This is a genomic window from uncultured Stenotrophomonas sp. (assembly GCF_945952405.1).
Lineage (GTDB): Bacteria > Pseudomonadota > Gammaproteobacteria > Xanthomonadales > Xanthomonadaceae > Stenotrophomonas.
The window spans coordinates 1-12,945 of the sequence record NZ_CAMFIA010000037.1; the positions used below are offsets into that span (position 1 = coordinate 1).

Below are 12,945 nucleotides of genomic sequence, written 5' to 3' on the forward strand. Positions count from 1 at the left end.
CAGGGCCAGCACGGTGTCGGCCATGCTCAGGCCGGAACCGACAATGGCCACCGCCTGCGCACCGGCCAGGGTGCGCACACCGTCATAGTCCCAGGCCTCGATCACCGCATCGGCAGGCAGTGCGTCGGCACCGGCCACCGGCAGCGGGCGCATGCTGTTGCCGGTGGCCAGTACCACCTGCGCGGCGTGCAGCGCAGGCCCATCGCCCAGCTGCAGCCGGTAACCGTGGTCGTCCGGTTGCAGGCCCAGCACCGGCTGCGCGATCACCTGCAGCTGCGCCGGGCTGGCGGCCGCAGCCTCCTGCAGGCGCTGCTGCAGATAGGCGGCGAAGTAGTGCCGGCACACGTAGCGTTCGCCCAGCACCTCGCGGGCCTCGCCCGGGTAGGCCTTGGCGGCCATCAGGAAGTCGAGGAAATCGCCGGGCTGGTCGGCAAACGCACTCATCTTCGCCGCCGGCACGTTCAGCAGGTGCTCCGGCCACGGCGTGGCATAGGCGATGCCCTGCGCCAGCTGCGAAGCCGGCTCGAAGATGGCCAGCGCCAGCGGCGCACGGGCCTGGCGCAACACCTGGATCGCTACCAGCACCCCGGCCGCACCACCACCGATGATTGCCAGGTCCAGTTCGCCATTACGCGGTGAATCAGTCATGTGCCGATTGTAGGCCATCGGCGATGACCGGCCGGATTGCCGAAGCAGGCGGCCGGCCTTGCCTCACATCAACGCATCGGCCAGGCGTGCAATGCCCTCGCGGCTGCGCCGCCACGCGGCACGGCTGCGCCACTGCTGCAGATCCAGCTGCCGCGACTCCCGCAGGTAACCGTCCTCGATCGCGCACAGCTGCTGCACCAGCGCACGGTCGTAGCAGATCAGGCCGATTTCGGCATTCAGCGCGAACGAGCGGATATCCATGTTGATCGAGCCGAGCACGGCGATGTCCTCGTCCACGCTCATGTGCTTGGCATGCAGGAACTGCGGCTCGTACAGCGCGATGCGCACGCCACAGCGCAGCAGCTCGTCGTAATACGCCTCCTGCGCCCACGAGGTCAGCCGCTGGTTGTTGCTGGCCGACAGGATCAGCTGCACGTCCACCCCGGACAGCGCCGCGATGCGCAGCGCGCTCAGCGTGGCTTCGTCCGGCACGAAGTACGGCGTGACCATCACCAGCCGCCGCCGGGCCAGGTGGATCAGCGCCGCCACCGCGTCCCGCGCGTTGCTGTACGGGTAGGCTGGGCCACTGGGCAGCAGCTGGGTGGCGATATCGTCGCCGCATTCCGGCACATCGGCGATCACGTCCAGGCGCTGGCCGGTTTCCATGTACCAGTCGCTGGCGAACACCGCCTCCAGATGCGCCACCGCCGGGCCACGCACGCGCGCCACCAGCTCGCGGTTCGGGTGGCCGGGCACGAAGCCCGGGCCAGCCAGGTTCTGCGAACCGACATAGGCCACTTCATTGTCGATCACTGCGATCTTGCGGTGGTTGCGCAGGTCCATGCGTCCGCTGCGGCGCCAGCGCAGGCCGCCGGGCAGCATCGCCCGCACCTCGATGTCGCGCGCTTCCAGGCGCTTGCGGTAGGCGCGCAGGCCGCGCTTGGCGCCCACCGCATCCAGCAGCACGCGACACTGCACGCCGCGCGCGGCAGCGCGTTGCAGTGCCTCGACCACCGCCTCTCCCACCGCGTCATCGAACATCAGGTAGTACAACAGGTGCACGCGGTCTTCGGCCTGGTCGATGTCGGCGATCAGCGTGTGCAGCGACTCGTCGTAGTCGGTCAGCAGGTCGACGGCGTTGCCGTGCACCGGCATGAAGTCGCCCTGCCGCTGTACCAGCGGCACGATCTCGGCACTGGCGGTATCCGGCCGCGGGGTCCAGCGCAGGCGATGCTGCAGCGCCTGTTCCTCGCGGATCACCTGCGAAGCCTCGGCCTGCCGCCGGATCCGCTCGCGCGACAGCCACGGGTGGCCGAACAGCAGGTACAGCGGCAGCCCCAGCAGCGGCACGAAGCCGACCAGCAGCAGCCAGCTGCGCGCCGCACCCGGCGTGGTGCGGGTGGGAATCCAGCACAGCGCGACCAGCCGGATCAGCCAGTCGATCAGCAGCAGGTACGATCCCAGCAACCACTCGAACAGCATCGCGTCGTCCGTCGGCAGGTGAGGGGTCATTCTGCCCAGCCCCCGGCGGCAGAGTCGAGCCCATGCTCGGCGGCGGTGCGGGCCCGGGGCGTGCCGACCAACGGTCGGCACCGGCCATTGAACGGTCGGCACCGGCCATCTGGGTGCCAGACATGAAAAAACCCGCCACAAGGGCGGGTTTCTTCGCGGGGACCAGCAATCCTTGCGGATTACTTGATCTTGCCTTCCTTGTACAGGACGTGCTTGCGCACGACCGGATCGTACTTCAGGAATTCCATCTTCCCCGGGGTGTTCTTCTTGTTCTTGTCGGTCGTGTAGAAGTGGCCGGTACCGGCCGAGGAAATCATACGGACCTTATCGCGCTTGCCTGCCATGATGCTTTACTCCTCAGACCTTTTCGCCGCGCGCACGCAGCTCAGCCAGAACGGAATCAATGCCGTTCTTGTCGATGGTGCGCAGTGCATGCGCGGAAACACGAAGCTTGACCCAGCGGTTCTCGCTGGCGACCCAGAAGCGGCGCTCGTGCAGATTCGGCAGGAAACGACGACGGGTCTTGTTGTTGGCGTGCGAGACGTTGTTACCCGTCTGCACTCGCTTGCCGGAAACCTGGCATACGCGGGACATTGCGCACCTCGATAGTAGTAGTTGTCAGCCCGTAGCCCGGGAGACGGCGGCCTCGATGGTTGCCCACCACACGTCAAGAGAATCAAAGGGTTACGCTGGCGTTGGGCGGCCGGGGACGTGCTCCCGGGGGCGCCGCCCGGTAGAAAACCGGACACAGCGAGCCGCGCATTATGCATGCAATCAACGCCTTGCGCAAGTTACCCACAGGCCAGCCTGAACACGGCAAGGCCGCCCCACCCCTGTAGAGCCGAGCGCGGGCTCGGCTCTACAGGAAGGCCCCCCGTATCGGCTCACGCGCACCGTGGCGCGCACAACGGCGGGCGGATCACCCCAACGCGTCCACCACCCAATCAATGAACACCCGCAGCCGCTGGCTCATATGCCGGTTCGGCGGGAACATCACATGCATCGGCATCGCGGGCAGCTGCCACGCCTGCAGCACCGGCAGCAGCTCGCCCCGCGCCACGTGCGGATCGGCCATGTAGCGTGGCAACGCGACCACGCCCAGGCCGGCCAGCGCAGCGGCGAGATAGGCGTTGCCGTCATCGAAGCCCACCGCGTAGCGGCCCTGCACCTCGATGCGTTCATCGCCGCGCTGCGCGTTGAACACCCGAGCGCGGCCACTGCGTGGGCTGAGGAAACCGACCATGTGGTGATCGGGCCCTTCCAACGCGCGCGGATCGGCCGGCAGGCCGAAGCGCTGCACGTAGCCCGGGCTGGCGTGGAAACCAATCGGCAGCGCCGCCAACGGCCGTGCCACCAGCGCCGGATCGGCCGGGGTGCCGCCACGGATCACGCAATCGACGTTGTCGGCGATGACATCCACCTCGCGGTCGCTGACCCCGATGTCCAGCTGGATCTCCGGGTAGCGCGCCAGGAACGCCGGCAGCGCCGGCACCAGCCGCAGCCGTGCATACGGCCCGGGCACATCCACGCGCAGGCGCCCGCGCGGCTGCATGGCGGCATCGCCCAGGCCGCCCTCCACCTCTTCCAGGTCGGCCAGCAGCCGGGCGATGCGCGGGTAATAGGCCGCGCCATCGGCGGTGACGCTGACCCGGCGCGTGGTGCGGTTGAGCAGGCGCAGCCGCAGATGCGCCTCCAGCTGCTGGACCAGCTGGGTCACCGAGGTGCGGCTGACCTGCAGGGTGTGCGCGGCGCGGGTGAAGCTGCCGGTTTCCACCACCCGGGCGAACGCCCGCATCGCCTCGAAACGGTCCATGGCGGGCCATTATTGTTTGGAATTGGCAATCAATCTAGGCCGATCATCGCGGTTTATCCAGACAGCGCTGGCGAGGAGGATGGCGTTCTCTCCCACGGGATCTTCCCCATGTCACAGCGTGATGTCGTTTTCCCCGCCGGTCGCCAGGCCCTGTACGAGCGCAACCGCTACTCGCCGGCGGTCCGATCCAATGGTTTCCTGTTCGTCTCCGGCCAGGTTGGCAGCCGTGAGGATGGTTCACCCGAACCAGACTTCGAAACGCAGGTGCGTCGCGCCTTCGACAACCTCAACGCGGTGCTGGCTGCGGCCGGCTGCACGTTCGATGACGTGGTCGACGTGACCGTGTTCCTGGTCGATCCGCAAACGAACTTCGAGAAGGCCTGGGCGATCGTGCCCGAGTATTGGGGCGAGGCGCCGCACCCGACCCTGACCGGCATCGGCGTGACCTGGCTGTACGGCTTCCAGTTCGAGATCAAGGTGATCGCGAAGCTGCCAGCAGACCGGTAGTGCCGGCCGCTGGCCGGCAACGCGTCAGGGTCGGAGCCCCCGCATCCAAAAGCGTACCGACAGCCAGCAGATCGGTAGTGCCGGCCGCTGGCCGGCAACGCGTCAGGGTCTGAGCCCCTGCATCCAAAGGCGTACCGACAGCCAGCAGATCGGTAGTGCCGGCCGCTGGCCGGCAACGCGTCAGGGTCAGAACCCATGCATTGAAGGGCAGAACAGCAGTGCCCGACGAACCCGCGCGCGCACCTGAACGGGTCGTTTCGACGAATTCCCGAGGTGGCCATTGATATTGTATCCGGCGAAAACCGCTTGCTAGCCTCCCGTCCATGCGCCGGATCTCCCGCCAACTGCGTACGTACCTGATGATGCTGCTGATGGCGGCATTCGTGGTCGTGCCGGTGGCCGACGCGCTGGCCTGCACGGTGGAACCGCATGCCAGTTCGGTGCATGTCGACCCTGCGGCAGACACCGATGGCGACAGTGATGGCAAGCACGTCGGTGCGTGTGGCCACAATCACTGCCACCACTCCAACCTGAGCCTGCCGGCGAGCCCCCCCGTCGCCTTCGGTACGCCGTTGCCGGCGCGCTGGATGAATGCCGGCGACGCGGCGACCTATGCGGTCGCCCAGGATGAACTGACGCGTCCTCCCCGGGCGTGAGTTGAGCACCGCCCGCAATCGCGGGCTTCGGTTCCCCTCACCTCCGGAATATCTCCATGTCGACCCTGACACGTCGGCCGCTGCGTGCGGCCGGGCTGGTCGTCGCCGTGTTGCTGGGCCTGGCCCCGGCAATGCAGGCGTCGGCACAAGCCGCCCCTTCCTACGACACCCTGCTTGAACGCCTCGACCAGCTGCCCGGCACCCGTGTGGGTGCAGCACTGGCCGAGGCCGCCGACGCGCGCGCCGAGCAGGCTCGTGCGTTGCCCAACCCATCCCTTTCCTGGACCGCCGAGAACGCCTGGGGCACCGGCTCCTACGGCGGCATGGGCAAGGCCGACAGCGTGCTCACCCTGTCCCAGCCGCTGGAGGTCTGGGGCCAACGCGGCGCGCGCATCCGTGCCGCCCGTGCCGACGCGCAGGCCGCCAACCTGCGCGGCACCCAGAGCCGCAGCGATGTGGCCAGCCAGCTGGCGGTGGTCTATGCACAGGCGGAAAGTGCACTGCGCCGCTACGGCCTGGCCGAAGAAGCGCTGACCCTCACCCGCGATGACGCCAACGCCGTCAACGCGATGGTCAAGCAGGGCCGCGAACCGCAGCTGCGTGCCGTGCAGGCGCAGAGCGAAGTCGCCAACGCCAGCGCCGCGCTGGATGAGGCGCAGGCCTTCCGCGATGCGGCGCTGGCCCGCCTGGCCGGTGCTGCACTGCTGGATGCGCCGGTGCAGTCGATCGACAGCAGCCTGCTCGACCGTGCCCCACCGCTGCCGCGCGGTGCCATCGATACCGCCCTGGCGGTGCGCATCGCCGAGGCCGACGCGGACGCGGCGGGCAAGCGGGTCGAGGTGGAGCGCAAACGTGCCCTGCCCGATCTCAGCGTCACCGCCGCGCAGACCCGCTTCCGTGAAGGCGGCGAGCGCGCCTACAACCTCGGGGTCAGCCTCAGCATCCCGCTGTTTGATCGCAACCGCGGCGGCATCCGCGCCGCCAATGCCGACCAGCGCGCGGCCGAAGCACGCCTGGACCAGCAGCGCCGCGATAGCGAGGCCGAACGGCTCTCCGCCGTAGCCGGGTTGAAGGCGGCCGGCAGCCGTACCCGTGCCGCCGACGAAAGCGTGGTCGCCGCCGAGGAGGCCTATCGCCTGGCCCGCGTCGGCTTCGACGCCGGACGCATCTCGCAGCTGGAACTGCGCAGCACGCGCAGCGCCCTCATCGCCGCCCGCGGCACCGCCGTGGACGCACGCCTGTCGCGTGTCGGCGCGGAAATCGATCTTGCGCGCCTTGAAGGCCGCGCCCCCTTTGTGGAGGCCCCATGACCCTGTCCCGTTCTTTCCCCCTGCTCGGCAGCGCCCTGCTGGCCGTACTCCTGGCCGGCTGTGCCGGCAACGCGCAGACGCCGGAAGCGGCCGCTGCCACCCCCGCCAAGGCCGGCAACGATGACGGCCACGGCCATGCCGCCAACAGCAAGGACGCCAAGGCAGAAACCGCAAAGGCGCCTGCCGATGCCGACGAGGGCCTGGTGCAGCTGACCGCGGACCAGATCAAGGCCTCCGGCATTGAAGTGGTCGCCGTCGGTCGTGGTGGCGGCGGCTCCACGCGCCTGTCCGGACGTGTCGAACCTTCGGTGGGCGCGCGCGCTTCGGTGGCCTCCACCGTGACCGGCCGTGTCGAACGCGTGCTGGTCGCGCCGGGCACCGCAGTGAAACAGAACCAGGCGCTGGCCATCGTGGTCAGTGGTGAGGCAGCGGTGTTCCGCGCCAACGCCCTGGCCGCGTCGGCCGAAGCCGAGGCCGCGCGCCTGGCTTACGGCCGCGACAAGGCGCTGGTCGAGCAGGGCGTGGTTGCCCGCCAGGAGCTGGAAGCCTCGCGCGCACGCTCGCTGGCGGCACAGGCCCAGGCCGCCGCCGCGCAGGCCCAGGCCGCCGCCAACGGTGCGCCCGATGCCAGCGGCCGGGTCCGCATCACCAGCCCGGTGGCCGGCATCGTCGGCAATGTGCAGGTCACGCCCGGTGGCGTGGTCGCTGCCGGCAGCGCCGTGGCCGACGTCGCCGACCCGGCGATGAACGAACTGGTGTTCACGGCGCCGCCGGCACTGGCGGCACAGGTCACGCCGGGCATGGCACTGGAAGTGAGCGTGCCGGGCGGCAGCTTCACCGCCACCGTCACCGGCTCGGCCGCCGATGTGCGCCAGCAGGGCGGCGTCGCGGTGATCCGTGCCACGCCGGTGAACGCCTCGCTGCCGCCGGCCGGTTCGCCGGTGTCGGCCGTGGTGGTCACCGAAGGCCAGGACGGCGCGCTCAGCGTGCCCGCCGATGCGGTGCAGAACGTCGATGGCAGCAGCGCGGTGTTCGTCGCCGTCGAAGGCGGCTTCAAGGCCACGCCGGTGCTGGCGGGACGGCGCGCCGGCGACCGCATCGAGATTCTCGGTGGGCTGAGCGGCAGCGAGCGCATCGTCGGTGCCAACGCCTTCCTGCTCAAGGCCGAACTGGCCAAGGGCGAAGCCGAGCACGGCCACTGAGGAGGCGACCATGTTCAAGCTGATCATTGAAACAGCGGTGCGCCACCGCTGGCTGGTGGTGTTCCTGGCCGCGCTGATCGCCGCCGTGGGCCTGTTCCAGCTGGGCAAGCTGCCGATCGACGCGGTGCCGGACATCACCAACCGCCAGGTGCAGATCAACACGGTGGCACCGGCGCTGACCCCGGAACAGATCGAGCGGCAGGTGACCTACCCGCTGGAAACCGCGCTGGCCGGCATTCCCGGCCTGACCACCACCCGTTCGCTGTCGCGCAATGGTTTCTCGCAGGTCACCGCGATCTTCACCGACGCGACCGACATCTACTTCGCCCGCCAGCAGGTGGCCGAACGCATGCGCGAGGCATCGGATGACCTGCCCGAGGGCGCGTCGCCGATCCTGTCGCCGGTCACCACCGGCCTTGGCGAAGTGCTGATGTGGACGGTGGACTTCACTGCGTTCGATCCGGCCAGGCTGGCCAAGCCCGGCGAAGCCGGCTGGCAGGCCGGCGAGGTCTACCGCACGCCGGAAGGCAACCTGCTACGCACGCCGGAAGAACGTGCCACCTACCTGCGCACCGTGCAAGACTGGATCATCGCGCCGCAGATGCGCTCCAGCCCGGGGCTGGCCGGCGTCGATACGGTCGGCGGCTACGTCAAGGAATACGGCGTGCATCCGGACAGCGCGCGGCTGGCCGCGCAGGGTCTCGGCCTGGCCGATCTGGTCACCGCATTGCAGCGCTCCAACGTGCAGGCCGGTGCCGGTTTCGTGCAGCGTGCCGGCGAAGGCCTGGTGGTGCGTGCCGATGGCCTGGCGCTGACCACCGACGACCTGGCGCAGGCCCCGGTGGCCACCCGCAATGGCGTGGTGGTGCGCGTGGCCGATGTGGCCGAGGTCGAGCTGAGCCGCGCGCCGCGCCTGGGTGCAGCCAGCCGCAATGGCCACGAAGCGGTGCTGGGTACCGCGCTGATGATCGCCGGCGGCAACAGCCGCACCGTGGCCCAGGCCGCGGCCGCGCGCCTGGAGCAGGTAAACACGTCGCTGCCGGCCGACATCGTGGCAGCACCGGTGCTGGACCGCAGCGTGCTGGTCAATTCCACCATCAAGACCGTGGCCAGGAACCTCACCGAAGGCGCGCTGCTGGTGGTGGTGGTGCTGTTCCTGCTGCTCGGCAACCTGCGTGCCGCGACGATCACCGCGCTGGTGATTCCGCTGTCGTTCCTGTTCGCGGTGATCGGCATGAACCGCTTCGGCATCAGCGGCAACCTGATGAGCCTGGGTGCACTGGACTTCGGCATCCTGGTGGACGGTGCGGTGATCGTGGTCGAGTCGACACTGCTGATGCTGGGCCAGCGCCGTGCCGAACTGGGGCGTGCGTTGACCGCGATGGAACGCCTGCGCGTGGCCGCCGATTCGGCGCTCAAGATGGCGCGCCCGGCGGCGTTCGGGCAGCTGATCATCCTGCTGGTGTTCGCGCCGATCCTTACCCTGGAAGGCGTGGAGGGCAAGACCTTCCACCCGATGGCAGCCACCTTCATGCTGGCCCTGGTCGGTGCCTTCATCTTCTCCTTCACCTTCGTGCCGGCGATGGCTGCACTGCTGGTACGCGAGCCGAAGCTGAAGGACGGCGAGGCGCATGCCGGCGACGGCGAGCACGAGACCCGGCTGATCCGGGTGCTGCGCGCACGCATCGAGCCGGTGATCCGCAAGGCCGTGGCACACCCGCGTACGGTAGTGGCCGGCGCGGTGATGATGGTGGTGGTGGGCATCGGTTCGTTCTCGCTGCTGGGCCGCGAGTTCATGCCCACGCTGGACGAGGGCAACGTGGCGATGCAGGCCCTGCGCGTGCCGTCGACCTCGCTGGAACAGTCGCTGGCGATGCAGCTGGCGCTGGAGAAGGTGATCGCCGAGCAGCCGGAGGTGGCCACGGTGTTCTCGCGTACCGGTACCGCCGAGGCCGCGATCGACCCGATGCCGACCAACATCTCCGACAGCGTGATCGTACTGAAGCCGCGCAAGGAGTGGCCCGATCCGAAGCTGGACAAGGAGGCGCTGGTGGCGCGGTTCGAGACGCTGGCCGGGCAGCAGCTGGGCAACAGCTTCGAGTTCAGCCAGCCGATCGAGCTGCGCTTCAACGAGCTGATCTCAGGCGTGCGGACCGACCTGGCGGTGATGATCTTCGGCGATGACTTCAGCCAGCTGCAGAAGGTGGCCGACCAGGTGGCGTTGAAGCTGCGCGCGGTGGATGGCGCCGCCGACGTGCGGGTGGAGCAGATCTCCGGCCTGCCCACGCTCAACGTGGCCATCGACCACGTGGCGGCGGCGCAGTACGGGCTGACCGCAGCGGACGTCAGTGACGCGCTGTCCACCGGCATCGGCGGTACCGCTGCCGGCAAGATCTTCGAAGGCGACCGTCGCTTCAACGTGGTGGTCCGCCTGGACGACGCCGCACGCAACGATCCGGACCAGCTGGCCTCGCTGCCGATTGCCACGCCCTCCGGCCAGGTGATTCCGCTGTCGTCGGTCGCACGCATCACGGTCAGCGAAGGCCCGAACCAGATCAGCCGCAACAACGGCAGCCGTCGCGTGGTGGTGCAGGCCAACGTGCGCGGCCGCGATCTGGGCGGCTTCGTCGGCGAGGCGCAGGCGGCGGTGGCCGACGTAGCGCTGCCGCCGGGTGCCTACCTGACCTGGGGCGGCCAGTTCGAGAACCTGCAGCGCGCGGAGCAGCGGCTGGCGACCGTGGTGCCGGTGGTGTTCCTGCTGATCGGCAGCCTGCTGTTCATGGCCCTGCGCAGCGGCAAGGAAGCGGTGCTGGTGTTCAGTTGCGTGCCGTTGGCCCTGGTCGGCGGCATCCTCGCACTGCTGCTGCGGGGCATGCCGTTCTCGGTGTCGGCAGCGGTCGGCTTCATCGCCGTCTCCGGCGTAGCGACCTTGAACGGCCTGGTGCTGATGCAGGCCATCCGCGAACGCCTGGATGCCGGCGACCTGCCGCTGCAGGCTGCGATCAACGGCGCGTCCAGCCGCATCCGCGCGGTGCTGACCACGGCGCTGGTGGCGATTGTCGGCTTCATTCCGATGGCCATTGCCAGTGGCTCCGGCGCGGAAGTACAGAAGCCGCTGGCCACGGTGGTGATCGGTGGCCTGATCACCGCCACCGTGCTGACCCTGCTGGTGCTGCCGACCTTCGCCGCGCGCGTGGCCAAGCCACGGGCGGCAGGTTGACCTGAGACCGGGGTCGGAGCCCTTTCCGTGGGAAAGGGCTCCGACCCCATGACCGGATCAGGCCTTCTTGCGCTCGGCGATGTAGGCCTGGATCTGCTGTTCCAACACCGGCAGCGGCACCGACCCCTGCTTGAGCAGGGTGTCGTGGAAGCCCTTGATGTCGAACTTGTCGCCCAGTTCCTTCTCGGCCTGCGCGCGCAGGCGCACGATCGCGATCTCGCCGAGCTTGTAGCTCAGCGCCTGGCCCGGCCAGGAAATGTAGCGGTCCACCTCGGTGGTCACTTCATGCTCGCTCAGCGCGGTGTGGTCGCGCAGGTAGGCCAACGCCTGATCGCGGGTCCAGCCCTTGCTGTGCACGCCGGTGTCGATCACCAGGCGCGCGGCGCGCCACATCTCGTAGGTCAGGCGGCCGAAATCCTCGTACGGGGTTTCGTAGATGCCCATTTCAACGCCCAGCTTCTCGCAGTACAGCGCCCAGCCCTCGCCATAGGCGGAGATGTAGGCATTGCGGCGGAACTCGGGCAGGTTCTTCTGTTCGGCGGCGAGCGCGCCCTGCAGTGCATGCCCCGGGTCGGACTCATGCAGGGTCAGCGCCGGCAGGTTGTACAGCGGGCGCGACGGCAGGTTGTAGGTGTTGAGCCAGTAGGTGCCCATGCCACCGCGGCCGGCGGTCCAGAACGGTGCGATGTCCGGCGGCACCGGCACGATGGTGAAGCGGGCGCGCGGCAGCGTCATGTACTTGCCGAGCTGGCCATCGGCGCGCTTGGAGATCCACGCGGCACGCGACAGCAGTTCTTCCGGGGTCTTGGCATAGAACTGCGGATCGGTACGCAGGAAGGTCAGGAACTCGGCGAAGCTGCCCTTGAACTTCACCTGCTTGATGATGTCGTTCATTTCCTTCTGGATGCGCTCCACTTCACCCAGGCCGATGCGGTGGATCTCGTCCGGCGACAGGTCCAGCGTGGTGTATTCGTGGATCTGCTGCTTGTAGTACGCCTTGCCATCGGGCATTGCTTCGGCGGCCAGGGTGGTGCGCGCCTGCGGCACGTACTCGTTGACGAAGAAGGTGCGCAGCTGCTGGAACGCCGGCACCACCTTGCCGCTGATCGCCGCGCGGGCCTGTGCCTGCAGCTTGGCCTGCTCGGCGGCCGGAATGCTGTTGGGCAGCTTCTTGAACGGCGCGTACAACGGCGATGCGGTCGGATCCTTCAGCTCGGCGACCGTGGCGATGGAGACCTCGCGGCCATCCAGCACCGCGCGCGGCACGCTGAAGCCACGCTTCAGGCCGGCACGCATGTTTTCGGTCTGCTGGCCGAAGTAGCGCGGCACATCCTCCAGGCGCGCGATGTAGTTCTGGTAGTCCTGCACGGTCTTCATTTCGCGCCGGGCCATGAAGGACAGGTTGGACCAGAACGAAGAGTCGGCGTTGAACGGCATCTCATAGCCGCGCAGGCGCACTTCTTCGGCCAGGTTGAACACCTGGTCGTGGTAGATCGCGTAGTTGACCTGGTTGTCCGCCGACAAGGTCTTCGGATCGATCTTCTTCAGTGCGGCCAGGGTCTCGTCCCACACCTTCAGCCGGGCCTGCTGCGCGGCCGGGCCGACGTCGGGCATGCGGGTGGCGTTGGCCGGGGCGTCCTCGTCCTCACTGGCCTCGCCACCGCCTTGCTGGCGCCACTTCCATTCCTTCTCGTACAGCGCGCGGAAGGCGGCATCGGCAGGCGATTCGGTGGCCACGCTGGCCGGTGCGGCGGCGGCGGGCGGCGCGGCCAGGGCCACGGCGGGGGCGGACAGGGCAAGCAGCAGGGCAACGGCAAGACGGGTTTTCACGAGCACAGGTTCCCGGGAAGGCAGACCCCGATCATGGCACCGCCCGCCGCCCATGGCATGGGACGAAGGTCCTGCCCGCAACGCAGGCAGGATCGGGAACCGGCCGCAGGCCGGGGCCCCAGCGCCGAAGGCGCGTGGTAGAGCCGACTGTTAGTCGGCTGCTCTTCCGCCAGAGGTAGCAAACCCCGCGCTTTGCGCGTGCGCCGGACTCCTGATCGGGGTCAGAGCCCTTTCCACCGGAAAGGGA

Annotated in this window: 11 protein-coding genes; 5 read left to right on the top strand and 6 right to left on the bottom strand. The window is 68.7% G+C overall.

Annotated elements, in window-relative coordinates; genetic code table 11:
* The 5 genes from Q0P60_RS20305 to Q0P60_RS20325 form a co-directional block, all read right to left on the bottom strand.
* A partial coding sequence (locus Q0P60_RS20305) for an FAD/NAD(P)-binding protein (RefSeq protein ID WP_294997400.1) occupies positions 1-666 on the bottom strand: 666 nt, incomplete at its 3' end.
* Positions 667-711: 45 nt separating this feature from the next.
* Positions 712-2,130 (bottom strand): cardiolipin synthase, encoded by a 1,419-nt coding sequence (gene cls / locus Q0P60_RS20310; protein ID WP_294997408.1) that lies wholly within the window; start codon positions 2,128-2,130, stop codon positions 712-714.
* A 209-nt stretch (positions 2,131-2,339) separates the two neighbouring features.
* Positions 2,340-2,507: a 50S ribosomal protein L33 gene (rpmG, locus tag Q0P60_RS20315; protein WP_169411268.1), complete on the bottom strand. Its 168-nt coding sequence runs from the start codon at positions 2,505-2,507 to the stop codon at positions 2,340-2,342.
* Positions 2,508-2,517: 10 nt separating this feature from the next.
* On the bottom strand, positions 2,518-2,754 hold the full coding sequence (gene rpmB / locus Q0P60_RS20320) for a 50S ribosomal protein L28 (RefSeq protein WP_005411638.1): 237 nt from the start codon (positions 2,752-2,754) through the stop codon (positions 2,518-2,520).
* A gap of 325 nt (positions 2,755-3,079) precedes the next feature.
* Positions 3,080-3,973: a LysR family transcriptional regulator gene (locus Q0P60_RS20325; RefSeq protein WP_294997401.1), complete on the bottom strand. Its 894-nt coding sequence runs from the start codon at positions 3,971-3,973 to the stop codon at positions 3,080-3,082.
* Between the two features lie 108 nt (positions 3,974-4,081).
* On the opposite strand from Q0P60_RS20325, the gene Q0P60_RS20330 reads away from it, so the two are divergent.
* From Q0P60_RS20330 to Q0P60_RS20350, 5 genes are all read left to right on the top strand, one after another.
* The gene (locus Q0P60_RS20330) at positions 4,082-4,480 is read left to right on the top strand and encodes a RidA family protein (RefSeq protein WP_294997402.1); all 399 of its coding nucleotides are present in this window, start codon (positions 4,082-4,084) and stop codon (positions 4,478-4,480) included.
* Between the two features lie 323 nt (positions 4,481-4,803).
* Entirely contained in the window at positions 4,804-5,136 is a 333-nt protein-coding gene (locus tag Q0P60_RS20335) for a hypothetical protein (protein WP_294997403.1), read from the top strand.
* 56 nt (positions 5,137-5,192) lie between these two features.
* A complete protein-coding gene (locus tag Q0P60_RS20340) occupies positions 5,193-6,446 on the top strand; it encodes a TolC family protein (protein ID WP_294997404.1) in 1,254 nt (417 codons plus the stop codon).
* Complete coding sequence (locus Q0P60_RS20345) at positions 6,443-7,648, top strand: efflux RND transporter periplasmic adaptor subunit (protein ID WP_294997405.1); 1,206 nt, start codon at positions 6,443-6,445, stop codon at positions 7,646-7,648. Before Q0P60_RS20340 ends, Q0P60_RS20345 begins: the two co-directional genes overlap by 4 nt.
* Before the next feature lie 10 nt (positions 7,649-7,658).
* On the top strand, positions 7,659-10,868 hold the full coding sequence (locus tag Q0P60_RS20350) for a CusA/CzcA family heavy metal efflux RND transporter (protein ID WP_294997406.1): 3,210 nt from the start codon (positions 7,659-7,661) through the stop codon (positions 10,866-10,868).
* A 57-nt stretch (positions 10,869-10,925) separates the two neighbouring features.
* On the opposite strand, the gene Q0P60_RS20355 is transcribed toward Q0P60_RS20350, so the two are convergent.
* On the bottom strand, positions 10,926-12,698 hold the full coding sequence (locus Q0P60_RS20355) for a DUF885 family protein (protein WP_294997407.1): 1,773 nt from the start codon (positions 12,696-12,698) through the stop codon (positions 10,926-10,928).
* Positions 12,699-12,945 lie beyond the last annotated feature (247 nt).